Origin of the sequence: [Clostridium] hylemonae DSM 15053 (assembly GCF_008281175.1) — a bacterium.
Classification (GTDB): Bacteria; Bacillota; Clostridia; order Lachnospirales; family Lachnospiraceae; genus Extibacter; species Extibacter hylemonae.
In genome coordinates, this window is the sequence record NZ_CP036524.1 from 416,885 (window position 1) to 441,838 (window position 24,954).

At 48.7% G+C, this 24,954-nt stretch carries 14 protein-coding genes, 9 tRNA genes, 3 rRNA genes and 1 pseudogene; 25 read left to right on the top strand and 2 right to left on the bottom strand.

Annotation, left to right across the window (positions count from 1 at the left end; translation table 11 throughout):
• The first annotated feature begins 27 nt into the window (after positions 1-27).
• Positions 28-1,320, top strand: coding sequence for an MFS transporter (locus LAJLEIBI_RS01980; protein ID WP_006444205.1), 1,293 nt, complete (start codon positions 28-30; stop codon positions 1,318-1,320).
• 108 nt (positions 1,321-1,428) lie between these two features.
• On the opposite strand, the gene LAJLEIBI_RS01985 is transcribed toward LAJLEIBI_RS01980, so the two are convergent.
• The gene (locus tag LAJLEIBI_RS01985) at positions 1,429-2,163 is read right to left on the bottom strand and encodes a GntR family transcriptional regulator (protein WP_006444204.1); all 735 of its coding nucleotides are present in this window, start codon (positions 2,161-2,163) and stop codon (positions 1,429-1,431) included.
• A gap of 228 nt (positions 2,164-2,391) precedes the next feature.
• Here LAJLEIBI_RS01985 and LAJLEIBI_RS01990 point away from each other — a divergent pair, with 228 nt between their 5' ends.
• From LAJLEIBI_RS01990 to pnuC, 3 genes are read left to right on the top strand one after another with little or no spacing between them, the layout of a single operon-like run.
• A complete protein-coding gene (locus LAJLEIBI_RS01990) occupies positions 2,392-3,384 on the top strand; it encodes an ADP-ribosylglycohydrolase family protein (protein WP_006444203.1) in 993 nt (330 codons plus the stop codon).
• Positions 3,384-4,280, top strand: a complete 897-nt coding sequence (locus tag LAJLEIBI_RS01995) for a PfkB family carbohydrate kinase (protein WP_006444202.1) — start codon at positions 3,384-3,386, stop codon at positions 4,278-4,280. Before LAJLEIBI_RS01990 ends, LAJLEIBI_RS01995 begins: the two co-directional genes overlap by 1 nt.
• Positions 4,281-4,282: 2 nt before the next feature.
• Entirely contained in the window at positions 4,283-4,975 is a 693-nt protein-coding gene (gene pnuC / locus LAJLEIBI_RS02000; protein WP_006444201.1) for a nicotinamide riboside transporter PnuC, read from the top strand.
• A gap of 72 nt (positions 4,976-5,047) precedes the next feature.
• Here pnuC and LAJLEIBI_RS02005 read toward each other — a convergent pair whose 3' ends face one another.
• Complete coding sequence (locus tag LAJLEIBI_RS02005; protein ID WP_006444200.1) at positions 5,048-5,905, bottom strand: MurR/RpiR family transcriptional regulator; 858 nt, start codon at positions 5,903-5,905, stop codon at positions 5,048-5,050.
• Between the two features lie 303 nt (positions 5,906-6,208).
• Here LAJLEIBI_RS02005 and ald point away from each other — a divergent pair, with 303 nt between their 5' ends.
• The 21 genes and pseudogenes from ald (at position 6,209) to LAJLEIBI_RS02115 (ending at position 24,794) form a co-directional block, all read left to right on the top strand.
• Positions 6,209-7,324 (top strand): alanine dehydrogenase, encoded by a 1,116-nt coding sequence (gene ald, locus LAJLEIBI_RS02010; RefSeq protein WP_006444198.1) that lies wholly within the window; start codon positions 6,209-6,211, stop codon positions 7,322-7,324.
• A 224-nt stretch (positions 7,325-7,548) separates the two neighbouring features.
• Positions 7,549-7,917, top strand: coding sequence for a GntR family transcriptional regulator (locus LAJLEIBI_RS02015; protein WP_040435883.1), 369 nt, complete (start codon positions 7,549-7,551; stop codon positions 7,915-7,917).
• A gap of 59 nt (positions 7,918-7,976) precedes the next feature.
• Positions 7,977-10,415 carry an ATP-dependent Clp protease ATP-binding subunit gene (locus LAJLEIBI_RS02020; RefSeq protein WP_006444196.1) on the top strand — a complete coding sequence of 813 codons (2,439 nt, stop codon included), beginning with the start codon at positions 7,977-7,979 and terminating at the stop codon, positions 10,413-10,415.
• 56 nt (positions 10,416-10,471) lie between these two features.
• Positions 10,472-10,885 (top strand): hypothetical protein, encoded by a 414-nt coding sequence (locus tag LAJLEIBI_RS02025; protein WP_006444195.1) that lies wholly within the window; start codon positions 10,472-10,474, stop codon positions 10,883-10,885.
• 125 nt (positions 10,886-11,010) lie between these two features.
• On the top strand, positions 11,011-12,363 hold the full coding sequence (gene radA / locus LAJLEIBI_RS02030) for a DNA repair protein RadA (protein WP_006444194.1): 1,353 nt from the start codon (positions 11,011-11,013) through the stop codon (positions 12,361-12,363).
• A 416-nt stretch (positions 12,364-12,779) separates the two neighbouring features.
• Positions 12,780-14,322 (top strand): 16S ribosomal RNA (locus LAJLEIBI_RS02035).
• 125 nt (positions 14,323-14,447) lie between these two features.
• Positions 14,448-14,565, top strand: a 5S ribosomal RNA gene (rrf, locus tag LAJLEIBI_RS02040).
• 51 nt (positions 14,566-14,616) lie between these two features.
• Positions 14,617-14,690, top strand: a tRNA-Ile gene (locus tag LAJLEIBI_RS02045).
• Positions 14,691-14,722: 32 nt separating this feature from the next.
• Positions 14,723-14,795, top strand: a tRNA-Ala gene (locus LAJLEIBI_RS02050).
• A 251-nt stretch (positions 14,796-15,046) separates the two neighbouring features.
• Positions 15,047-17,937, top strand: a 23S ribosomal RNA gene (locus tag LAJLEIBI_RS02055).
• Together the 16S, 23S and 5S rRNA genes with 9 tRNA genes alongside form the textbook arrangement of a ribosomal RNA operon.
• 124 nt (positions 17,938-18,061) lie before the next feature.
• Positions 18,062-18,135, top strand: a tRNA-Asp gene (locus LAJLEIBI_RS02060).
• A 6-nt stretch (positions 18,136-18,141) separates the two neighbouring features.
• Positions 18,142-18,214, top strand: a tRNA-Val gene (locus LAJLEIBI_RS02065).
• Between the two features lie 9 nt (positions 18,215-18,223).
• Positions 18,224-18,305, top strand: a tRNA-Tyr gene (locus LAJLEIBI_RS02070).
• An 11-nt stretch (positions 18,306-18,316) separates the two neighbouring features.
• Positions 18,317-18,389 (top strand) — tRNA-Thr (locus LAJLEIBI_RS02075).
• Positions 18,390-18,413: 24 nt separating this feature from the next.
• A tRNA-Met gene (locus LAJLEIBI_RS02080) sits at positions 18,414-18,487 on the top strand.
• A 37-nt stretch (positions 18,488-18,524) separates the two neighbouring features.
• Positions 18,525-18,597, top strand: a tRNA-Phe gene (locus tag LAJLEIBI_RS02085).
• 26 nt (positions 18,598-18,623) lie between these two features.
• Positions 18,624-18,696: transfer RNA gene (locus LAJLEIBI_RS02090), tRNA-Lys, on the top strand.
• Positions 18,697-18,914: 218 nt separating this feature from the next.
• On the top strand, positions 18,915-19,991 hold the full coding sequence (locus LAJLEIBI_RS02095; RefSeq protein ID WP_006444695.1) for a glycosyltransferase family 2 protein: 1,077 nt from the start codon (positions 18,915-18,917) through the stop codon (positions 19,989-19,991).
• Entirely contained in the window at positions 19,909-22,395 is a 2,487-nt protein-coding gene (locus LAJLEIBI_RS02100; RefSeq protein ID WP_083790655.1) for a YfhO family protein, read from the top strand. The genes LAJLEIBI_RS02095 and LAJLEIBI_RS02100 overlap by 83 nt, the downstream gene beginning before the upstream one ends.
• A complete protein-coding gene (locus tag LAJLEIBI_RS02105; protein ID WP_006444693.1) occupies positions 22,382-22,771 on the top strand; it encodes a GtrA family protein in 390 nt (129 codons plus the stop codon). Before LAJLEIBI_RS02100 ends, LAJLEIBI_RS02105 begins: the two co-directional genes overlap by 14 nt.
• Positions 22,772-24,376: 1,605 nt before the next feature.
• Positions 24,377-24,794 (top strand): annotated as a pseudogene (locus LAJLEIBI_RS02115) (GGDEF domain-containing protein).
• The last annotated feature ends 160 nt before the right edge of the window (positions 24,795-24,954 follow it).

The following is a 24,954-nucleotide window of genomic DNA, read 5'->3' on the forward strand; positions in this document are numbered from 1 at the left end:
TGCCGCTTAAGGAAAGGTGGGATACATATGAAGAAGGAGAACAAGACAACGGGCAAGTTAAAAGGTAATATGCCGACCTTGATCATATTGATCATTTCCGGCGCGCTCATATATGCGCTGCCTTATTTCAGAAGTTATTATTATGATTCATTTGTAAAACTTTTCAATATCAGCAATACGCAGATGGGCGCTCTTGGCAGTGCGTTCGGAGGGGCCAGCGTGTTTGCGTATTGTCTCGGAGGCTTCTGTGCCGACCGCTGGCCGGCGAGAGGGCTGATGACCATTTCTCTTATTGCGGCCGGACTCTGTGGTTTTATACTTCTGCTGTACCCGCCGTATGGGGTTGTATTTATGGTCCATCTCGTGTGGGGCATCACGTCAATACTTACGTTCTGGAGCGCGCTTGTTAAGGCGATACGCTCTCTGGCAGATTCGGACGAACAGGGAAAGGCATTCGGCTTTTTTGAAGGAGGACGAGGTATCGTCAATATGGTACAGTCCGCCATCATACTTGCACTGTTCGGATATATCTCCAAGGCGGTATCCGAAAAAGCAGCCCTGTCTGCCATCATTGCAATCTACTCTACGATATGTATCCTTCTGGGGGCCATGGTATTCTTTATGTTTAAGGAACCGGAGCGTACCGATGGGGTGCCGGAGAAATTATTCAACATACCGGTGCTTAAGCGTGTGGCGAAAATGCCTACTACATGGCTGCAGATTCTCGTTATCTTCTGTTCCTATGCAATGATAATAAGCTACTTTTATATTACACCGTATGCGACTTCCGCGTTTGGTGCGTCCGCTATCATCGCGGCGGCGCTCGGGTATTTCTCGCAATACTGCCGCCCGGTCGGCTGTTTTGTATCCGGCATACTGGCAGATAAGTTCGGTTCCTCAAAGATATGCGCCATATCCTATGTCATAATGATCGCCGGCATCGCCGGGCTGATCGTGACGCCGGGCAGTCCTTCCATGATATGGATGATCCTTGTGTTCATCGCTGCGATCTACGCGTCCATGTACGCCATCCAGTCCATGCACTATGCGATCATGGAGGAGGGGGATTACCCGCTTGAGATCACCGGAACTGCGACCGCGATCATCACGCCAATAGGATACAGTGCAGAATTCTTCATGCCGATCATAGGAGGCATGTGCCTGGACCACTGGAATAATTCAGAGACCGGATACAAGGTTTTCTTCGGTATCCTGGGAGCGCTGGCGCTGATCGGGCTCATAGCAATCCTTGCATGGATGGTGATCACGAAGGAAAAGCGGATGCAGATCATGGCGGAAAAGAATAATGGAAAAGAATAACAGATGAGAATAACGGATATGGAAGGAACCCCGGCCGGGGGCTCGCCGCATGCGGCGTCACCGGGCCGGGGTCCTTTTTGAGTTCTCTGCAGATTTCTCCGGGCAGTCTTAATTCTGATTTCTGCTCTGTGTCAGCGTATATTCAAAATGGTCTGTCAGATAATACGTTGTAAAAAGTTCAATGGGTATCTCACTGTCCTCTGTCACACCATAGGTCAGACCTGAGGAATAGAGCAGAGGGGTATCCCTGCTTATATCGAGATGCTTCATGACGTCCCCGTATGCAGGGACTGCCTTCAGCTTCAGCGCGGTAGTTGATATCTTCACCTTGTAGTTTTCTTCGATGATCTTATAGAGAGAACTGTTTTTGAAGTCATAGCCCTCGATATCACGGAAGATCTCATATGGAAGCGTGGTCTGGGTAAAGCACAGCGGCGTGTCGTCCGCATAGTATATACGTTCCAGATAAAATACCGGGTCTGCTTTCCGAAGCTGGAGTTTTTCTACCTCCTCCGGGCTGCTTATGCGTATCTCGGATCTGATCACTTTGCGTCCTGGCGTCATGCCCTGTCGTATGATCTCTTCTGTGTAGCTGGAGATGGAAGTAAGTTCCTGGAGCCGTGCGGTTCTTCTGACACACGTGCGTTTCCCCTGCATTTTTTCGATATATCCGTGATGATAAAGCTCATCGATAGCCCGGCGCGCCGTCACACGGCTGACGCCGTAGGCGGCTATAAGTTGGGATTCGCTCGGCAGTTCCGCACCGCTTGGCAGTTCTCCCGACTGTATTTTCTCGATCAAATCGTGTTCAATTATTTTATATTTCGGTTTGTTTTCGCTCATTTTAATTCCCTCTTTTGAGATAAAACCGTAAATACGGTAAATCTGTCTTTCTATGCTTATTATAAGGAAGATCCTGGTTTAAGTAAACCTGTTATTATAAGTTGAAAAACTGGAAAATATATCTTTGTATAGTATGTACAAAAATAAGTCGTATTATTTTGCTAATATTACAAGTTGACTATATAAGAAATAAAACTTATTATAATAAGTGAAAGGAGACATAATAATATGAAAGACAAGATATTGGGAGTTTTATACGGAATGGCCATCGGAGATGCGATGGGTATGCCTCCGGAGCTTTGGAGCAGAAAGCGGGTGCTGGAGCATTATGGGGAGATCGTGGATTTCCTGGACGGTTGTCCGGAAAATATTATTTCCTATCAATATAAAGCAGGGCAGTTTACAGACGATACGAGCCAGGCGCTGACCATCCTCGACAGTCTGGCGGAAACAGATTTTGTGCCGTCCGCCGAAAGTATAGCGGAGCATATTTTAAGATGGGCGGAGAGGGAGAATGCATTTGAAAATAACATTCTCGGTCCGACCTCCAAGGTTGCGCTGCAGCTGTTCCGGGAGGGAAAAGATGCCCGGAGCTTCTCGGATGAGGCGGTATCCAACGGCGCGGCTATGAGGATCGCGCCGGTTGGCACACTGTTTGAACCGGAAGACAGAGAGCGGCTCAGCGATTACGTTGCCGCCATCTCGCAGGTGACCCACACGAGCGATATCACGATCGCCGGAGCGTCCATGATCGCCATGGCTGTGGCGTCGGCAATGAAATATGGGGACAGGGAGCGGATGATAGAAGATGCCCTGTCTGTAGAATCGTATGCCATGTCGCTAGGGGCGTCCACGCCGAGTCCGTCTCTTAGTGCCAGGACAAAGCTGGCTGTGGGTTACGCCAGAGAGTACCGAGAAGACAGCAGGGCATTTCTGGAACATATATACAACATAATCGGCGCCGGTGTAAATACATCAGAGTCAGTACCGGCAGCGCTGGCGATCGCTTATTACAGCTTTGATGTCAGGACATGTGCGCTGCTTTGTGCCAATCTAGGAGGAGACACGGATACGATCGGCGCCATGGCGGCGGCCATATGCGGAGGAGCCGCAGGTACCGCCGGCATTCCGGATTCCTATATGGCGAAGATCAGGCAGGCGAATAAAGTAGATCTGGAAAAGTACGCACAATTGCTGGCAGAGAAACGGGGGAAGGTTTGATGAGTAAAAAGTGTCTGATAATAGGAGCCGCAATGCTGGATATCATCATGGAGATAGACCGGCTTCCGCGGTCCGGCGAAGATATCTATGCGAAGGCCCAGAAGATGACGGTGGGCGGCTGCGCGTATAACGCCGCGGATATAATGAAGCATTTTCACGCGGAGCATACGTTATTCGCCCCGCTTGGGACAGGGATGTATGCGGAAGTTATCGAAGAGGAACTTAAAAAGAACGGGCATGAAAGCGCTGTAAAGTCCGGTCGTATGGACAATGGATACTGTCTGTGTATGGTAGAGGCAGACGGTGAGAGAACATTCGTCACCTTGCCGGGGATCGAGTCTGTATTTGAGAAGGAATGGTTTGACTCACTGAACATGGAAGACTATGAGTCCGTCTATGTGAGCGGTTATGAGATAGAAGGGGCGGGCGGAGATGTCATACTTGATTTTCTGGAGCGTTCGCCGGAGCTTCTCGTGTATTATGCCCCTGGTCCGAGGATCTCTTACATCCCTGCCGAAAAGGCGGACAGGATGTACAGCCTGCATCCGGTCCTCCACCTCAACGAGACGGAAAGCCTGGCGGCTTCCGGCGCGGATACGGCAGAAGAGGCGGCAGAACGTCTGGAAGAGATGACTCAGAATACAGTCATTATTACGATGGGAGCGGGGGGTGTCCTTCTCCGTGAAGAGGGCAGAACTTCCGTTATACAAGCGGAAAAAGCAGAAGTGGCAGATACGATCGGCGCGGGCGATTCACATATCGGCGCGGTCATGGCGATGCGTGCGTCCGGCGCTGATTTTGAAAAAGCCGTAAGGACGGCCAACAAAGTCTCGGCGCTGGTCGTAGGCGTGAAGGGACCGACATTGACGAAAGAACAATTTGAGAAAGGACTATAAACATGGAAAAGACAAAAAGAATTTTTGCAGACTGGAGCAGGTTTGAGATCTGCTGGCTCGTATTATCTACGGTTATCATGATCGTGCTCAGTGTTATATGGGGGGACAACCTTCTTGCGCTCATCAGCGGTATCACCGGTATCCTTGGGGTGGTGCTGGCGGCGAAGGGAAAAGTGAGCACTTATATTTTTGCGACGGTCAATGTTGCCATATATGCGCTTCTTACATTTCAGAATCATTTATACGGTGAGTTCATGCTGAACGCGTTCTATTATATTCCGATGAACTTTATCGGCTTTTACCTCTGGTCCAAGCATAAAGACAATGAGAGCGGGGAAGTGGAAGGCAAGAAGCTGACCGGTAAGCAGACGGTCATACTGTTTGCGGCAGTGGCAGTCGTTGTGCTCGTGTACTGGCAGATCTTAAGCCGTATCGGCGGACAGCTTGCGCTCATTGACGCCATGTCGACCGTATTTTCGGTGGTCGCTCTCATTATGCAGGTTGCAAGATATGCAGAACAGTGGCTTCTGTGGATCATTGTAAATGTCGTATCGGTCGTTATGTGGCTGCTTCTCATCGGGAAAGATTCTTCCGCGGTGACGATGGTCGTCATGTGGATCGCATATCTTTTCAATTCTGTGTACGGATATTATAACTGGAGGAAACTGGCGGCGAAAAATGTAGACAACAAATAGAGAAGATAAGAAAAAAACAGCGTGCCGCGGCGCGCTGTTTTTATATTGTAGTATGAGACAGTGATACGTCAGTCAATAGTTTCCTAATTCGCCGAGGTATTTATCGATTTTCTTCAGGCGGCGTTCAATTCCTTTTACTTTATGGCTGACCGTATCGAGCAACGCTTCGGCTACGAACTGCGGGGCGACCATCGAGTTGAAAAAGGTATTGCTGTCCACGGGAACCGTGAACAGAACAGTAGCGTACTGGGCGAGCAGCGCGCTTGGTTTGTCCGTGATCACTATGATCTTTGCGCCCACCTCATACGCCATTCTGGCAGATATTTTATCGATGGAAGAATAACGCGGGAAACTGAATGCCACCACACAGTCGTCCTTCGAGATGTTGCACATATGATCCACCGGGCTGATCGACGCGGTATTCGTCATTTCCACATTGGGAAGCATATGCTTCAGATACAGCAGAAAATAGTCGCCGAGACAGCTGTTGCCCCGGGAGGAAATAATATATTTCCTTTTGCTTGATATGATAGCTTCAGCGGCTTCCTCGAAAAGCGCCGTGCTGTTATTTACAAATACTGCCTCCATATTTTTGGCCGCGTTTTTAAAATGTCTGTTAATATAGTCGGAGCTCGTATCGAGCTTTGCTCTCTTTGCCACTCTCTGTGAAGGTACTGTTATAGAACTTGAGATGCTGAGAACTTTGTCCTGGTAATCCTTGCGCAGGTTTTTCTGAAAATCCATAAAACCGTCGAATCCCAGGGAGCGGCTGAAGCGTATGACAGAGGATTCGCTGACTCCTAATTTTAATGCTATTTCGGTGGAGGTCATAAAGCAGGCATCAGCAGAGTTGTCCAACACGTATCTCGCGATCATCTTTTGTGTCTTGGTGAGATTGGCATTGTTAATAGTTTCCCTTAATTCTTTCATACTTTGTCCTCCGAAAGCATACGTATTTCTATCCTATACTTAGATTTAATCACGAAAAACTGAATTTTGCAAGAATAAATTGTAAATACAACTGACATAAAATTAACACAATTAAAAGTTTTTGTTAAAAATATAACTTTTATTGAATATTATTGACGGCTGTGATACTATAATTTTAGAGACAAATGAATAATATTCTTCACAAAATCGATAGGGTGAAAAATATTGTTCATGAAAAGTCAATGCCGAACGCATGGCAGTCAAACTAACATAATTTTTAGTACCAATAGGAGGTAAAACAAAGTGAAAGTAGGATGCGTAAAAGAGATTAAAAACAATGAATTCCGTGTAGGTATGACACCTGACAACGTAAAGAGTTATGTAAATGCAGGTCACGAAGTTTACATTGAAAAAGGAGCTGGTGTAGGTTCCGGATTCATGGACCCAGAGTACGAAGCAGCAGGCGCTAAGATGATCGACACTGCTAAAGAAGTTTGGGATACAGTTGAAATGATGATCAAGGTTAAAGAGCCATTGCCGGATGAGTATCCATTATTCCACGAAGGCCTGATTCTTTATACATATCTTCATCTTGCAGCTGACAAGCCGCAGACAGACGCTCTTTTGAACGGAAAAGTGAAAGGTGTTGCTTACGAGACATTGATCGAGAGAAACGGAAGCATTCCGCTTCTTGCTCCAATGAGCCAGATCGCTGGACGCTTAAGTATCCAGGAAGGCGCTAAATATCTTGAGAAGACATTCGGCGGAGAAGGCGTTCTCCTTGCCGGCGTACCAGGAACACCAAAGGCTAATATCGTTATCCTCGGCGGCGGTTCCGTTGGAACGAACGCTTGTAAGATCGCTGTAGGTATGGGCGCTAACGTAACGATCATGGATATCAACCTCCAGAGACTTGCATATCTGGATGATATCTTCGGAGCACGTATCCAGACATTGGTATCAACAGATGCCAACATCGAAAATGTAATAAAGGACGCAGACCTCGTGATCGGATCTGTATTGATCCCAGGTAAAGCTGCTCCTAAGATCTTCAAGAAGAAATATCTCAAAGAGATGAAACCAGGCGCTGTATTCGTAGACGTTGCTGTTGACCAGGGCGGATGTGGCGAGACAACAAAGGTTACATACCATGATGATCCGATCTACGAGGTAGACGGAATCGTTCACTACTGTGTAGGTAACATGCCGGGTGCAGTTCCAAGAACATCTACGATTGCACTTACAAACGCTACATTAAACTACGGCTTACAGATCGCTAACAAGGGCCTTGAGAAGGCTTGTACAGATAACGACGTAATCTACTCTGCGATCAATACATATGACGGAAAACTCACATGTAAGAACGTTGCAGACAGCTTTGACAGCTATGAATACGTAGATATCAAATCTTTATGGTAAATCGGTAATTGACTTTTCCAAACTTAATTCCTTCAAAGTTGCAAAAGGACTTACGGCTTCGGCCGCAGGTCCTTTTAAATTGTCAGAAAATGGGAAGAATTTTGAAAGGGGTCAGACCCCTATGGCCATAGGGGTCTGACCCCTTTCAAAATTTACACTTGCGGACAAAAACTATGTGTGCTAAGGTATATATAACAAAAGACACAGTGAGAAAAGGTGATAATATGCTGATAGAGATTGATTTTAACAGTGATGAAGCGTTATACATCCAACTGCGCAACCAGATTATCATGGGGATCGCCACGGCTACGATCCACGAGGGAGATCCGCTGCCTTCCGTGCGGCAGCTTGCGGACACGATAGGCATTAATATGCATACCGTGAACAAGGCGTACAGTATACTGAAGCAGGAAGGGTTTATACAGCTGGACCGCAGAAGAGGCGCCGTGATAGCTATTGATGTCAATAAGGTGCAGGCGTTGGAGGAAATGAAGCGGCAGCTTCAGATCGTCCTGGCAAAGGGCAGCTGCAAGAACATTACGAGAGATGAGGTCCATGCGCTGGTGGATGAGATATTTGAAGAATATTGTTAACAGCAAAATTAAGTTGGAAAGGAGTTATGATGCAGAAAAAAGCATCATAAGCAGACAGCATGAATTATACAGAACAGGCCAATGAAGTATTACAGATCGCAAAGGCAATAGCGAGAGAGCTGGACCATCCGTATGTCGGCACAGAGCATCTGCTGCTGGGACTGAGAAAGGTCTACACCGGTGTTGCCGGCCAGGTCCTTGCGGCCAACGGTGTTGACGAGGAAAATATACTGAAAGTGGTGGACGAACTTGTCTCACCGGTGGGAAACACCACAGTTGCACACAATCCGGAGTTCAGCCCGAGACTCCAGTATATTCTGGAGGAAAGCAAAGGGGAGGCACTCCGTTTCCGGTCCTCTGACGTCGGAACGGAACATATGCTGCTTGCCTTATTAAAGGAAGTAGACTGTGTGGCAGCACGCATACTTCTGACACTTGGCATCAGTCTGCAGAAGCTGTATCAGGATGTGCTGGCAGTGCTCGGAGCAGACCCGAAAGAATATCAGGAAGACCTAATGCAGGAAAGCGGCAGAAAGCGGGAAGGGGTGCTGGAACAGTACGGTACAGATCTGACCGCGGAGGCAGAAGAAGGCAAGCTGGATCCGGTTATCGGAAGAGAGGCGGAAATCAACCGTCTCATGCAGGTGCTGAGCCGGCGCACAAAAAACAATCCGTGTCTCGTAGGGGAACCGGGGGTTGGAAAGACTGCCGTCATCGAGGGACTGGCATCGCGTATCGCGTCAGGTGTGGTGCCCGACAGCATGAAAGAAAAGCGTATCCTTACGATGGACCTGGCCGGAATGATCGCCGGCTCCAAATACCGGGGCGAGTTCGAGGAGCGGATGAAGAAGCTCATTCAGGAAGTAAAGGCGGCAGGAAACATTATTCTCTTTCTGGATGAAGTGCACACGATCATCGGGGCAGGAGGCGCGGAAGGCGCTATGGATGCATCCAATATACTGAAGCCGTCGCTGGCAAGAGGGGAACTGCAGCTTATCGGTGCTACCACCATAGTAGAATACAGGAAATACATTGAGAAGGATGCGGCGCTTGAACGGCGGTTCCAGCCGATAACCGTGGAAGAGCCGACGGAAGAACAGTGTCTGGATATTCTCCGGGGGCTGCGTTCCAGATATGAGGAACACCATCACGTGACGATCGGCGACGAGGCGCTTGACGCCTCAGTCCGTCTTGCCGACCGCTATATCAGCGACCGTTTCCTTCCGGACAAGGCGATCGACGTGCTGGATGAGGCGTGCTCCAAGGTAAGCCTGAAAGGGTTCAAGGTGCCTGACAGTATCTTTGAGCTCGAAGGTACGATCACAGAGCTGATGAAAAAGACAGAAGATGCTGTGAGACAGGGAAATATGCAGGAGGCATCCGCGCTGCACACGGAACAGGAGGAAGCAGAAAAGAAACTGGAGGAGGTCAGAAAGCGTTTCAGGAAGAGAAATGCGCAGAAGGAGCTCTATATAACAGAAGAAGATATCGCAGATGTAGTGTCCGAATGGACGAAAATACCTGTCAAACGGCTGGCAGAGTCGGAAAGCGCAAGGCTCAACAAGCTGGAGCAGACGCTCCACAAAAGGGTCATTGGACAGGAGGAAGCCGTCCGGGCCGTATCAAAGGCTATCAAAAGAGGCCGCGTAGGCTTAAAAGACCCGAAAAGGCCGATCGGTTCATTCCTATTTCTCGGTCCTACAGGAGTCGGCAAGACAGAGCTGTCCAAGGCTTTATCGGAAGCCTTGTTCGGTAACGAAGAGTCGATGATACGGGTTGACATGTCAGAATATATGGAAAAGCACAGTGTAGCCAAGATGATCGGCTCCCCTCCGGGATATGTGGGCCATGACGACGGAGGCCAGCTGAGCGAGCAGGTGCGCAGACATCCGTACTCAGTCGTATTGTTTGACGAGATCGAGAAAGCGCATCCGGATGTGTTCAATATACTGCTGCAGGTGCTTGACGACGGGCATATCACAGATTCACAGGGAAGAAAGGTAGACTTCCGCAATACGGTGATCATCATGACATCCAACGCCGGTGCGCAGGCCATCATAGACCCGAAGAAGCTTGGATTTAACGCAAGAGAAGACGCGGCCGGCGACTATAAACGGATGAAGGACAACGTGATGCGGGAGATAAAGCTGATTTTCCGTCCCGAGTTTGTGAACCGTATTGATGAAATTATCGTATTTCATCCTTTGACACAGGAGGAGATGAAGAAGATAGTAGGTCTTATGTGCAGAGAATTCACAAAACGTGCCAGGGAACAGCTTGATATAACGATAACGGTCAGAGATTCCGTCAAAAAGCACATTGTGGAGACCGGCACGGACCAGAAATTCGGAGCACGGCCTCTGCGCAGGGCGGTGCAGAACCAGCTGGAAGACCGGCTGGCCGAAGCGATTCTGTCCGGTGAAGTGGAAAGAGGCTCGGCAGTAGAGATCGGAATGTCTAAAAAAGATATTAAATTTATTTCAAAGACTACAAATTAATACTGTTTTGATATATAATAGGGGTACAAAAGAAGAACCTTAGGAGGATAAAATCAATGGCAGCAGTGAAAGAGCTTTTGAAGGCTGAAGCAGACGGGACACTTAGTTTTGGGGACTACACGCTGGACAGTAAGACAAAGCTGGATGGATTTGAATTTCAGGGCGATTTATACAAAGTGAAGACCTTTTCAGAGATTACAAAGTTAGAGAAAAACGGTATGTTTGTATATGAATCTGTGCCGGGAACAGCAGTGGAAAGCTTTAAGGCAACAGAGGAGGAAGTATCATTTAAGGTATCCGGAACTCAGGATGCGCAGTTCACACTGGAACTTGAGGCGGACAGCGAATATACTGTCTATATGGACGGAGCGGATGCCGGTGATATGAAGACGAATCTGAGCGGTAAGTTGAGTGTCAGTGCAGAACTGGAGCCAGATGAATGTGTTGAAGTAAGAGTCGTAAAGAAGTAGTACCGGATGATCAGTAAAAAGGTCAGCCCCCTGCCTCCACAGGGGCTGGCCTTTTTGTAACTTTATATTTCAGATATAACAGATCAGACATAATAGAAATGATATGATAATAGAGGAGAGAAAATATGGCAAAGGGGAAAAAGAGTATATTTTTCTGCCAGAACTGCGGACATGAAGAGGGCAAATGGCTGGGCCAGTGTCCGGCCTGTAAAGAATGGAATACGTTTGTAGAAGAGAAAGTGACGGCGGCCAGACCAGGCGCCGCAAGGCAGATGAAAGAGGCCGAAGTGGTGGCGCTGTCCGGTGTATCTACGGATGAGGAGGCCAGGATAAAGACGACGATCGAGGAGATGGACCGGGTGCTCGGCGGCGGGATCGTCCCCGGTTCCCTCGTACTTGTAGGGGGAGACCCGGGCATCGGAAAGTCTACGCTTCTCCTGCAGGTATGTCAGAAACTATCGCAGGAAAAAGAAATATTATATATATCGGGAGAGGAATCGCTGGCCCAGATAAAGCTGCGCGCAAACCGGATGGGGCCATTCAAAGACAACCTTCTGCTTCTGTGCGAGACTAACCTGGAGCTGATACGTTCAGTGATAGAAAAACGGCGCCCGCAGCTTGTGGTGATCGATTCGATCCAGACAATGTACAGTGAGGAGGTGGCGTCCGCACCGGGAAGCGTATCCCAGGTTAGAGAGTCGACGAACGTGTTCATGCAGCTGGCCAAGGGGCTTGGCATCTCCATATTTATCGTGGGACATGTGACGAAGGAAGGGACGGTGGCAGGGCCCCGCGTGCTGGAACATATGGTGGATACAGTTCTCTATTTTGAAGGGGACCGCCACGCATCCTACCGTATCCTGCGCGGCGTTAAGAACCGTTTCGGCTCAACCAACGAGATAGGCGTGTTTGAGATGCGGCAGGACGGACTGCAGGAAGTTGCCAATCCGTCGGAATATATGCTGAGCGGCCGGCCGGAAAATTCCTCCGGTTCTGTTGTAGCCTGTTCCATGGAAGGAACGAGGCCTATCCTCATAGAGATCCAGGCGCTGGTCTGCCAAAGTAACTTCGGTATGCCGAGACGTACGGCCGCAGGCACGGACTACAACCGTGTGAACCTGCTGATGGCAGTGCTGGAAAAAAGGGCGGGCCTGCATCTGTCCAATTACGATGCCTATGTAAATATCGCGGGTGGAATTAAGATGAATGAGCCGGCCATAGATCTGGGCATTGTTATGGCTCTCATCTCCAGTTATAAAAACCGTCCTATTGATGAGAAAATGATCGTATTCGGAGAGGTAGGACTGAGCGGTGAAGTAAGGGCCGTCAATATGCCGGAGCAGAGAGTGGCTGAGGCAAAAAAGCTCGGGTTCGAGACGTGCGTGTTGCCGGAAGTGTCGAGAGACCTGGTGAAGGGAGTGAAAGGCATCCGCCTTGTCGGGGTTAAGACGATAAATGAGGTGTTATCCCTTTTATAGTTATAGAAATGAAGAAATTACAAAATAAGTGTTGACAAGAAACGACATGTTTGGTATTCTACTATAGCTGTCGCTTGAGAAAGCAGTACGCAATAACTTGTTTCATATTTAATTGAAAAATGTTGTTGACAGGAGCTTGAACAATGTGATAGTATATATGAGCTGTCGCTCGGGAGAGCGTGAAAGAAAAATAAAAAAGTTGTTGACAAATGACGACGGATATGATAAATTATAGAAGTTGTTGCTTGCGGCGACAAACAGCAAAGAACCTTGATAATTAAACAATAGACAACAACCCTGAAAATTTCTTAAAAGAGAAAAATTCAGAACGGACATCAAAAAAAGATGTCAACCTAAAAAACAGTAATAACGGGATAGGATTAGCTAGTAGTTAATCCTGACCGCGATTAAACACTTTTAACGAGAGTTTGATCCTGGCTCAGGATGAACGCTGGCGGCGTGCTTAACACATGCAAGTCGAACGAAGCAATACTGTGTGAAGAGATTAGCTTGCTAAGATCAGAACTTTGTATTGACTGAGTGGCGGACGGGTGAGTAACGCGTGGGCAACCTGCCTTACACAGGGGGATAACAGCTAGAAATGGCTGCTAATACCGCATAAGACCTCAGTACCGCATGGTAGAGGGGTAAAAACTCCGGTGGTGTAAGATGGGCCCGCGTCTGATTAGGTAGTTGGTAGGGTAACGGCCTACCAAGCCGACGATCAGTAGCCGACCTGAGAGGGTGACCGGCCACATTGGGACTGAGACACGGCCCAAACTCCTACGGGAGGCAGCAGTGGGGAATATTGCACAATGGGGGAAACCCTGATGCAGCGACGCCGCGTGAAGGATGAAGTATTTCGGTATGTAAACTTCTATCAGCAGGGAAGAAGATGACGGTACCTGACTAAGAAGCCCCGGCTAACTACGTGCCAGCAGCCGCGGTAATACGTAGGGGGCAAGCGTTATCCGGATTTACTGGGTGTAAAGGGAGCGTAGACGGCATGGCAAGTCTGAAGTGAAAGCCCGGGGCTCAACCCCGGGACTGCTTTGGAAACTGTCAGGCTAGAGTGTCGGAGAGGCAAGTGGAATTCCTAGTGTAGCGGTGAAATGCGTAGATATTAGGAGGAACACCAGTGGCGAAGGCGGCTTGCTGGACGATGACTGACGTTGAGGCTCGAAAGCGTGGGGAGCAAACAGGATTAGATACCCTGGTAGTCCACGCCGTAAACGATGATTACTAGGTGTCGGGAAGCAAAGCTTTTCGGTGCCGCAGCCAACGCAATAAGTAATCCACCTGGGGAGTACGTTCGCAAGAATGAAACTCAAAGGAATTGACGGGGACCCGCACAAGCGGTGGAGCATGTGGTTTAATTCGAAGCAACGCGAAGAACCTTACCTGATCTTGACATCCCGGTGACAAAGTATGTAACGTACTCTTTCTTCGGAACACCGGTGACAGGTGGTGCATGGTTGTCGTCAGCTCGTGTCGTGAGATGTTGGGTTAAGTCCCGCAACGAGCGCAACCCTTATCTTTAGTAGCCAGCATTTGAGGTGGGCACTCTAGAGAGACTGCCAGGGATAACCTGGAGGAAGGTGGGGATGACGTCAAATCATCATGCCCCTTATGACCAGGGCTACACACGTGCTACAATGGCGTAAACAAAGGGAAGCGACCCTGTGAAGGCAAGCAAATCCCAAAAATAACGTCTCAGTTCGGATTGTAGTCTGCAACTCGACTACATGAAGCTGGAATCGCTAGTAATCGCGAATCAGAATGTCGCGGTGAATACGTTCCCGGGTCTTGTACACACCGCCCGTCACACCATGGGAGTCAGTAACGCCCGAAGCCGGTGACCTAACCGAAAGGAAGGAGCCGTCGAAGGTGGGACCGATAACTGGGGTGAAGTCGTAACAAGGTAGCCGTATCGGAAGGTGCGGCTGGATCACCTCCTTTCTAAGGAAAAGAAGAAGTAGGGGTTGTTGTTTATTGTTTAGTTATCAAGGAGTGAGTGAGGAAAACGCACTCACGGAGTAAAACTAAAAGAGCTTTTTTAAGCCTTCAAAAGTTTAAAAAGGACTGCTGGTGGCGATGCGCCTGGGGGAAACACCCGTACCCATCCCGAACACGATGGTTAAGGCTCAGGCGGCCGATGGTACTGCACTGGAGACGGTGTGGGAGAGCAGGTGGCTGCCAGCTTTAAAAAAGAAAAAGAGGCGGAAGCCTTTTTTAGATAAAAGACCAGAGAACGGGCTTATAGCTCAGCCGGTTAGAGCGCACGCCTGATAAGCGTGAGGTCGGTGGTTCGAGTCCACTTAAGCCCACTTGAGTTTTAAAAACAGAACAAACACCAGACGGGGGATTAGCTCAGTTGGGAGAGCGCCTGCCTTGCAAGCAGGAGGTCACGAGTTCGAATCTCGTATTCTCCATTTGATGTCCACGGCGTCACATGCCGCGCATCAAGCATGTACCTTGAAAATTGCATACAAAGAAATAAAGATTAAATATCTTATTTAATCAAGACATCCGAGGTAATGAAAGACTTACTGGACGTTATGTCCGGTGAGAAAACATTATTTATATTCGAGACAACGAATCAAAAAAACAAACCTAAGAAACCAACGCATATCACGCTAGATATGTGTAGCGAGGGAGACACACCCGTATCTCCTGAGCAGTTGGTCATGCTAAAAAGAGCATATGGTGGATGCCTTGGCACTAAGAGCCGATGAAAGACGTGATAAGCTGCGAAAAGCTTCGGGGAGGAGCAAATATCCTTTGATCCGGAGATATCTGAATGGGGAAACCCAGCTGAGGAAACCTCAGCTATCCTTACGCCAATCCATAACGTAAGGAAGGGAACCCGGTGAACTGAAACATCTAAGTAGCCGGAGGAAGAGAAAACAACATGTGATTCCGCGAGTAGCGGCGAGCGAAAACGGAAGAGCCCAAACCAGGGTGCGTGCACCCTGGGGTTCGGACCGCAGGATTGATTCAGGAAGAGTAGCAGAACGGTTTTGGGAAAGCCGGCCAGAGAGGGTGAAAGCCCCGTAAGCGAAAGTCTGACTGACATGGCGGTATCCAGAGTACCACGAGACACGAGAAACCTTGTGGGAACATGCGGGGACCACCCCGTAAGGCTAAATACTCCTTAGTGACCGATAGCGCATAGTACTGTGAAGGAAAGGTGAAAAGGACCCCGGGAGGGGAGTGAAAGAGAACCTGAAACCATATGTTTACAAGCTGTGGAACACCCTTATGCGGTGAACCGCGTACTTTTTGTAGAACGGTCCGGCGAGTTACGCTGGCTGGCAAGGTTAAAGACTGAAGGTCTGGAGCCGAAGGGAAACCAAGTCTTAATAGGGCGAATGAGTCAGTCAGAGTAGACCCGAAACCGGGTGATCTATCCATGTCCAGGTTGAAGTTGCCGTAAAAGGCAATGGAGGACCGAACCCACATCCGTTGAAAAGGGTGGGGATGAGGTGTGGATAGGGGAGAAATTCCAATCGAACCCGGAGATAGCTGGTTCTCCTCGAAATAGCTTTAGGGCTAGCCTCATACAAGTCTTGCGGAGGTAGAGCACTGAATTTCCTAGGGGGCGTCAAAGCTTACCGAAGAATATCAAACTCCGAATGCCGCGTAGATGATGTATGGGAGTCAGACTGCACGAGATAAGTTGGGTAGTCGAAAGGGAAAGAGCCCAGACCTGCAGCTAAGGTCCCAAAATGTGTGTTAAGTGGAAAAGGATGTGGGATTTCAAAGACAACTAGGATGTTGGCTCAGAAGCAGCCATACATTCAAAGAGTGCGTAATAGCTCACTAGTCGAGAGGTCCTGCGCCGAAAATGTCCGGGGCTGAAACACACTACCGAAGCTCAGGGATGTACGAAGTACATCGGTAGAGGAGCATTGGATGCGGGAAGAAGCAGTACCGTAAGGAGCTGTGGACTGCATCGAAGAGAGAATGCCGGAATGAGTAGCGAGAGGAAGGTGGGAATCCTTCCGGCCGAATATCTAAGGTTTCCAGAGTAAAGCTGATCTGCTCTGGGTAAGTCGGGGCCTAAGGCGAGGTCGAAAGACGTAGCCGATGGACAACAGGTTGAGATTCCTGTACCACGATATAACAGAACTGTGGGGACACGTGTGGAAAGCATAAGCCGGGAATGGAAAGACCGGCGCAAGCGGGGTAGGCGTACATCAGGCAAATCCGGTGTGCAAACCAAATCCGTGACGCGTACCGAACTTAAAGTAGGGAAGTATGTGAGCCATGCGTCAAGAAAAGCCGCTATCGTTTATATCGTGCCCGTACCGTAAACCGACACAGGTGGATGAGGAGAGAATCCTAAGGCCGACGGGAGAAGCATTGTTAAGGAACTCGGCAAAATGACTCCGTAACTTCGGGAGAAGGAGTGCCAGAGAGATCTGGCCGCAGAGAATTGGCCCAAGCAACTGTTTAGCAAAAACACAGGTCTATGCAAAACCGAAAGGTGAAGTATATGGGCTGACGCCTGCCCGGTGCTGGAAGGTTAAGGGGAGAGGTTAGCGCAAGCGAAGCTTTGAACTTAAGCCCCAGTAAACGGCGGCCGTAACTATAACGGTCCTAAGGTAGCGAAATTCCTTGTCGGGTAAGTTCCGACCCGCACGAAAGGCGTAATGATTTGGGCACTGTCTCAACAATGCACCCGGTGAAATTGAAATACCAGTGAAGATGCTGGTTACCTGCGCCAGGACGGAAAGACCCCATGGAGCTTTACTCCAGCTTGATACTGGGATTCGGTATTGCATGTACAGGATAGGTGGGAGGCGAAGAAGTGATGACGCCAGTCGTCACAGAGCCGCTGTTGGGATACCACCCTTGCAGTATTGGATTTCTAACCATCAGCCGTGAACCGGCTGGGGGACAATGTCAGGTGGGGAGTTTGACTGGGGCGGTCGCCTCCGAAAGGGTATCGGAGGCGCTCAAAGGTCCTCTCAGAATGGTCGGAAACCATTCGCAGAGTGCAAAGGCAAAAGAGGGCTTGACTGCGACACCGACGGGTGGAGCAGGTACGAAAGTAGGACTTAGTGATCCGGTGGTATAAAGTGGGATTGCCATCGCTCAACGGATAAAAGCTACCCTGGGGATAACAGGCTTATCACTCCCAAGAGTTCACATCGACGGAGTGGTTTGGCACCTCGATGTCGGCTCATCGCATCCTGGGGCTGAAGTAGGTCCCAAGGGTTGGGCTGTTCGCCCATTAAAGCGGTACGCGAGCTGGGTTCAGAACGTCGTGAGACAGTTCGGTCCCTATCCGGCGTGGGCGTAGGATATTTGAGAGGAGCTGTCCTTAGTACGAGAGGACCGGGATGGACTGGCCGCTGGTGTATCTGTTGTTCTACCAAGAGCATGGCAGAGTAGCCAAGCCGGGACGGGATAAACGCTGAAGGCATCTAAGCGTGAAGCCCCCCTCAAGATGAGATATCCCTGCGCAAGCAGTAAGACCCCTTGAAGACGACGAGGTAGATAGGGCAGAGGTGGAAGTGCAGCAATGTATGGAGCTGACTGCTACTAATCGGTCGAGGGCATGACCAAGAGCGAAGAGAGCGCGGAGTCAGGAATGACGGAGGCGCGTCTCGAAGCGAAAAGGTGGATAGGTAATGGATGTAATATTTATTTCTTGTATGCAGTTTTGAAGGTACATATCTTCAGATAGCGAGGCCCAGTGGCTCAGTTGGTTAGAGCGCCGCCCTGTCACGGCGGAGGTCGAGAGTTCGAGTCTCTTCTGGGTCGCTATATGGGATCTTAGCTCAGCTGGGAGAGCATCTGCCTTACAAGCAGAGGGTCATAGGTTCGAGCCCTATAGGTCCCATATGAAAATGGATGGATTCCCGAGTGGCCAAAGGGGGCAGACTGTAAATCTGTTGGCAACGCCTTCGAAGGTTCGAATCCTTCTCCATCCATTACCAGACTTGCCGTTGTGGCTCAATTGGCAGAGCAGCTGATTTGTAATCAGCAGGTTACCGGTTCAAGTCCGGTCAACGGCTTCATAATCTAATATTAGTTAATAACGCGGGGTGGAGCAGTCTGGAAGCTCGTCGGGCTCATAACCCGAAGGTCGTAGGTTCAAATCCTGCCCCCGCAATTGATGCTTGTTGAACTACAAAAGTTCAATAAGATATGCCCAGATAGCTCAGTCGGTAGAGCAGAGGACTGAAAATCCTCGTGTCGCTGGTTCGATTCCGGCTCTGGGCATTTTCTTTACTGTGAAAATAGTATACGGGCGTGTAGCTCAGGTGGTAGAGCACTTGACTTTTAATCAAGTTGTCCGGGGTTCGAATCCCCGCACGCTCATGGGAATGAGAGTGGCAGGAATCCTTTGTGATAAAGGTTCCTGCCGTTTTCTTTAAAATACTAAAAATTCCAGCAGAGTATGTGAAAAGCATACTCTGTTTTTTATTCTGTAATTTTGAATCTTTACTTAAACTTAAGATTTTCTTTCGGAAAATGATAGATACTATATATATAATTACAGTCAGACATAAGCAATCAAGCATTAAGAAGGAGGTCTTATGATGTACAGAGATAATAAACCTGCAGTCAGCGTGGTCGTTCCTTGTTATAATGAGCAGGAAGTACTGCCTCTTTATTTACAGGCCATGCAGGAAGTGATAAAGAAGATGGAGCCTGTGACCGTGGAGATCATATTTGTCGATGACGGTTCAGCAGATGAAACGCTGAAGCTTTTAAAAGAATTTCATGAAAAAGATAACAATTACCGGTATCTTTCCTTTTCCAGAAATTTCGGAAAAGAATCAGCGCTTTACGCCGGACTTAAGGCGGCCGAGGGAGAGTATGTCGCGGTAATGGACGCAGATCTGCAGGATCCGCCTGAGTATCTCCCTGAGATGTACGATATCTTACAGGAAGGCGAATATGACTGTGTGGCCACGAGAAGAGGCGACCGTCACGGGGAGGCGAAGCTGCGCTCCTTCCTTTCCGCTTCTTTTTATAAATTCATAAATAAGCTCTCCCAGGTACAGATCGTGGAGGGAGCCAGAGATTTTCGTATGATGAACCGGAAAATGGCGGACGCCATACTATCATTAAGTGAGTGCAACCGTTTTTCCAAAGGATTATTCGGATGGGTAGGGTTCAGGACAAAATGGCTGGAATATCACAATGTTGAGCGGGCGGCCGGCGATACAAAATGGTCGCTCTGGAAGCTGTTCAAATATTCCATCGACGGAATACTCGGTTTTTCGACAGTACCGCTGTCCATGGCTTCATACGGCGGCATTCTGTTCTGCGGGGCTGCGTTCTGCATGATCGTATTCCTAGTGGTAAAGAACTTGTTCTGGCATGACCCGGTGGCAGGCTGGCCGGCCATGATGTGCGTAATTTTCCTCATAGGAGGCGTACAGCTGCTCTGCATTGGTATTTCAGGCCAGTACCTTGCCAGGGCATATACAGAGATAAAAAACAGGCCAATCTATTTATTGAGGGAATCAAGTGATGAAGAGGATGCAAAAACCGACGGCAAAGACAACAAAAAGCAGGGAAGATATGTTATATCTCTCGATTCTTATGGTCATCCCGCTCATACTGTATATCCTGAAGATAAGAAACGGATATCTGGCAGGCTCTGAGATCGACTGGCTCGGGCAGCACAGCGTATTCCCGGATTATTTCCGCAAGCTGTTTTATGAGACGAAAACACTGTTTCCCCAGTTCGCGGCAGAGCTTGGCGGTGGGCAGAATATTTACAACTTTGCCTATTACGGACTATTTAACCCGTTGTATCTCGTATCATACGCGCTGCCCTTCGTAAAGATGACCACATACATTCAGGTCGTCTCGCTGCTGGAGCATATGGCGGACGGAGTGCTCTGTTATTACTGGCTCAGCAGCGGGCATTTTAAAAAGCGGGAAAGCTTTTATGCTTCTTCGATACTTGTGCTGGCCGCATCTGTGACCTATCATTCCTCCATGCAGCTGATGTTTGTGAACTATATGCCGTTTCTGCTGCTGGCGCTGATCGGCTATGACCGGTACTGTAAAAAGGGAAAGTACGGCCTGCTGACACTGTCCGTTTTCTTCATGATACTTACGAGCTTCTATTTTGCGGTAGGGGGCATGACGGCCCTGTTCATCTATGGGGTGACAGGATACCAAAACGAGACGGATGAGTCCGTGGGTCTCATATCATCGTGCCTGAGGTTCATTAAGTGGCTCTGGGGACGGTTTTACCCGGCGCTTTTCGGATGCTTTCTATCGCTTTTCTATCTGATACCAGTTTACTTTGCCATGACAGCGGGCCGTGCCGGGCATGGAGGAATCACTGTTTCAAAGCTTCTCATTCCTGATATACGCCTTCATAAGCTATTATACAGCGGATACGGGATGGGTCTTACGGCAGCTGCGCTTCTCATGCTGTGTATCAGTATATTTTATAAAAAGTGCCGGGAGAAATTCATGGCAGCGCTGTTGCTGCTTATGCTTCTGTTCCCTGTATTTGACTGGCTGCTGAACGGTGGGCTCTATCTGAGGGATAAGGCTTTTATCCCATTTCTGCCGCTTTTATGCTGGCTTGCGGCAGCGTTTTTTACCAGGCTTGAAACCCAGGCGCTTAAAGCGCGCCAGGCGGCGGCAGGGTGCATTCTGGCCGGAGCGCTCGTCGCCGTTTCGCTGCTTACGAACAGTTATGCAAGGCAGGAGAAGTATCTTTTATTTATAGACTTTGCCGTCTGCGGGGCATCGGTATTGCTCAGCATGGTCTGTTGGAAAAAGGCGTTGTGCGCTGTGACGCTGGCAGTGATGGCATTTCTCTGCGCAGGTCAGTGCACCGTGCTGAAAGAGGAACTGGTCACGTCGGCCGATATGAATAAAATAGAAGATCCGGATATTGAAAAAGCGGTAAGGTCTGTACTGCACGGAGGCTTTTACCGGACCGAGACAAGGGGCGGATACAGTGAGAACAAAGCCAGCCAGAACCGGGTGCTGGCCTGCGGGCAGAATCTGACGACCGTATATTCTTCTATCAGCAATTCGTACTACAGCGAATTCCGCAATAAAGTGCTGAACCTTAGTAAGCCGAGCAGGAACAGCCTTATGGCGGACACCGTAGACAATCCCATTTTCCTGCGGCTCATGGGCGTGCGCTATATAGTGGGAGACCGGGCGCCGGCCGGCTATGAGAAGATAGGGCAGAGCGGAAGCGTGAATATATATGAAAATAAAAACGCCGCGCCGGCTGCTTATGTGACAGACCGTATCATATCAGAAGATACTTATTCAGATCTGTCTTATCCTGAGCGCCAGCTGGCGCTGCTTGGCGCAGCAGTGGCACATACGCCTGATACCGTGGATGACATTCCGGTAAATGTAAAAAAGGTGAACGCACATATCAGTACAACAGTCATAAAAGGGAATGCCTCCTATGGCTCCGTATCTGTGGACAGTGATATGCCGGGAGATACGTATCTGTTTCTGGAATTTGACGTGAAGAACAACAGGCCTTCGGAAGACGTGACAGTCACTGTGAACGGAGAGCAGAATAAGCTCAGCGCCAGAAAGGCGGCATACTATAATGGCAATACTACATTCCATTATACGTCACTTTTAAAGGCGGGGGAGACAGAGTTCCCTGTAAAATTCGGAAAAGGGAACTACGAGATCAGCAATGTCCGCGCCTGGACCGGTACGGCCGGGGAGGAGGCGGCAGCCGAGCTGTACAGACGGCCTGCGGCGCTTGAAGTTACAGGGGCCGGAAATGTCCTTGAGGGGACGGCAGAGTCCGAACATGGAGGATGGCTCATCACATCTGTCCCGTATGATAAAAGCTTTCAACTCTATGTGGACGGCAGGCAGCAGAAGATCAGGAGAGTAAACACCGCGTTTGTAGGTGTCCCTCTGAAGGCCGGCGCACATGAGATCAGGCTTGTCTATCACGCGCCGGGAAGAAATGCCGGTATTGCGGCAGCTCTTATCACAGCTGTAATACTAGGAGCGGATATTATAAGGAGAAAGAGGCGGTTGCATGGCAAAATATAAAAAAATAACGGCTTACATGGTATTTGGCATCTTAACTACAGTTGTCAATGTGGCAGTGTATTATATCTGTTACCAGATATTAAAAATCCCAAATATATACAGTACGGCCGCCGCATGGTGCATGGCTGTTGTATTTGCTTTTCTTACAAACAAACCATTTGTGTTTGAGAGCAGAAACTGGAGCCAAAAGACAGTCGCCGCAGAGGCGGTCCGGTTCTTCGGCTGCAGGGCGCTGACCGGCGTACTAGAACTTGCGCTTATGTTTCTGCTCGTGGACATCTTAGCCCTTCAGGGTACTGTGATGAAGATATTCACCAATATTATCGTTATAGCGTTAAATTATATTGCAGGAAAATACTTTGTGTTTGACAGCTGACAAAATGCGACAAAAAATCCCTTCACCGGATGTTATATTATATCCGGTGAAGGGATTTTATTATACCGAAATGCAGAAACGTTAGAATGTGGGGACAGTATTCGTATGAGATTCAGAAAGAATGGTAAATTTGAAGACAAAACAGTCCGGAGGAAAGGCCATTTCATCCATATAGAAAAACACAGCGGTAAAATCATCGGCCAGACGGCCGTTTTAAATATAGCGGCAGTCTTCATCTGTATAACCGCGCTCTGGAGTGTGTTTATCCACTATCAGACGAGGCTGGGCAGAGAATATAACGAATTGATGCAGGATAACCTTTCGTCCTATGTCAAAGCACAGACTGTAGAAGTAAATTCTTTTCATTCTGACGTGAGCGGCACTCTGAACGCGATACGGTCGCTGGCGGAAACAGAAGGGGCCGGCATAAGCGGCGGGAAGCTGCAGGATTATCTGGATACGGTAAATAAAGAACAGAGCAGATATTCTGTTTTATACATGACGCTGGACGAATTCGTGGAATCGGCAGCCGGAGGGGAAGCAGACAGAGCGGAAAAGGACAGGATATATGCATTGCTCCGGGCGGGACAGGAAGTGATCACAGATGTGAGCTGTAAGGAAGAGTACGCGGACTACAGGTACAGCATAGCCGTACCGCTGTTTGGCGGGCCGGGAGATATATCCGGTGTGCTCTGTACGGTGGCGGACGCACAGGAACTTGTGGACACGAGCTGGAAGTCAGGGGACATTGATGTGGTGAGCAGCTGTGTCGTCAAAAGCGACGGCAGCTTTGTGCCGCTCAGAGACAGTGATAAGCAGCTGAAGCCCACACTGGAGAAGGAACTGAAAGAGAAAAAGGTGTCTGGTGATATTCTGGTGCAGATAGAGCAGGCGCTCGCTCAGGATAAAGATATATTTGTCGGGGCTTTAAACAGAAAAACAGACAAAGGGTATTACATCGGCATATCTCCGCTCGGGTACAATGACTGGTATATCGTTGATTTTGTGAAGGAGAATAAAATATACGTCCATTCCAGTATGCTGATGAATCAGATGCTTCAGACGAGCATGGTCGTTCTGGCAATGATCGTCTTTGCCGCCGGCATGATCATGTGGTATATGATAACGAAAAGAAGAAAAGAGTCTCTGGAAGCAAAAAAATATATGGTTCTTGCACAGTTTTCCGACACGATAATGTTCCAGTATACGTACAGCGCGGACACAGCAGTTATCTCTCCCAATGCGGAACTTAAATTCCGGGTGAATCATCTGGAAAGCAGCCGTTATCTGAAAGAGAATAAAAATCTTATGGAACTGCACCGCGACGATGAAAAGATGTTCCAGGATATTTTAAAAACACCTCATAATGACGGAGAGATCCATGCGGTAAATATGAGGCTTGTAGACAAATGTGGCCGGTATATATGGTGTGAATGCCAGTACCGTTACGTATATGACGGGAATCACCCTTCGGCGGTGATCGGGAAGCTCACAGATATCAACAGCCAGATCAAGAGAGAGCAGCAGCTTCTCAAAAAAGTCCGGCTCGACGGTCTGACAGAAATATATAACAAAGCCGCAGGGGAAGAGATCATAAGACGTAAGATGGCTAAGTCCCGGAAAGGCCTGCTCTATATACTGGACGTAGATAATTTTAAGCAGATCAACGATCAGTACGGCCACTGTCAGGGAGATAAGGCGCTCGCTCACATTGGAGGGCTGCTCAAGTCGAAGTTCCGGTCAGATGATATCGTATGCCGGATCGAGGGACGAGTTTGTCGCCTATATGGATGGAACCGTGAACAGAAAGGCTGCGGCTAAAAAGGCGGAGGATATCTTTAAAGCGCTGGAGGAATGCTCACAGGAGATGGATTTTGAGATCACGGTCAGTATAGGGATCGCGGCATGCCCCGAGCATGGAAGCACATACGAGGAACTGTTCAACGCCGCCGACAAAGCAATGTACGAAGGGAAAAAGCACGGGAAGAATCAGTTTCAGATCGGCGGGAATGAAATATTATGACGATTTATATTGACTTTTTTTGTTTTATTCGGTATATTATGAAATAATAAAAGGGAGTAACTGGCGCCGGCAGAAGCCTGCGTTTACGATGTCGTCAGTACGATGAGCAGTCATCCGTATCGTAATGAAATGGTGAGACTTTTATTGCATATTAAATTAT

What these genes read in the sequence shown, in the direction of transcription:
- LAJLEIBI_RS01980 (WP_006444205.1), top strand. Translation starts at nt 28, where the DNA reads ATGAAGAAGGAGAACAAGACAACGGGCAAGTTAAAAGGTAATATGCCG.
- LAJLEIBI_RS01985 (WP_006444204.1), bottom strand. Translation starts at nt 2,163, where the DNA reads ATGAGCGAAAACAAACCGAAATATAAAATAATTGAACACGATTTGATC.
- LAJLEIBI_RS01990 (WP_006444203.1), top strand. Translation starts at nt 2,392, where the DNA reads ATGAAAGACAAGATATTGGGAGTTTTATACGGAATGGCCATCGGAGAT.
- LAJLEIBI_RS01995 (WP_006444202.1), top strand. Translation starts at nt 3,384, where the DNA reads ATGAGTAAAAAGTGTCTGATAATAGGAGCCGCAATGCTGGATATCATC.
- pnuC (WP_006444201.1), top strand. Translation starts at nt 4,283, where the DNA reads ATGGAAAAGACAAAAAGAATTTTTGCAGACTGGAGCAGGTTTGAGATC.
- LAJLEIBI_RS02005 (WP_006444200.1), bottom strand. Translation starts at nt 5,905, where the DNA reads ATGAAAGAATTAAGGGAAACTATTAACAATGCCAATCTCACCAAGACA.
- LAJLEIBI_RS02015 (WP_040435883.1), top strand. Translation starts at nt 7,549, where the DNA reads ATGCTGATAGAGATTGATTTTAACAGTGATGAAGCGTTATACATCCAA.
- LAJLEIBI_RS02020 (WP_006444196.1), top strand. Translation starts at nt 7,977, where the DNA reads ATGAATTATACAGAACAGGCCAATGAAGTATTACAGATCGCAAAGGCA.
- LAJLEIBI_RS02025 (WP_006444195.1), top strand. Translation starts at nt 10,472, where the DNA reads ATGGCAGCAGTGAAAGAGCTTTTGAAGGCTGAAGCAGACGGGACACTT.
- radA (WP_006444194.1), top strand. Translation starts at nt 11,011, where the DNA reads ATGGCAAAGGGGAAAAAGAGTATATTTTTCTGCCAGAACTGCGGACAT.
- LAJLEIBI_RS02095 (WP_006444695.1), top strand. Translation starts at nt 18,915, where the DNA reads ATGATGTACAGAGATAATAAACCTGCAGTCAGCGTGGTCGTTCCTTGT.
- LAJLEIBI_RS02100 (WP_083790655.1), top strand. Translation starts at nt 19,909, where the DNA reads ATGTTATATCTCTCGATTCTTATGGTCATCCCGCTCATACTGTATATC.
- LAJLEIBI_RS02105 (WP_006444693.1), top strand. Translation starts at nt 22,382, where the DNA reads ATGGCAAAATATAAAAAAATAACGGCTTACATGGTATTTGGCATCTTA.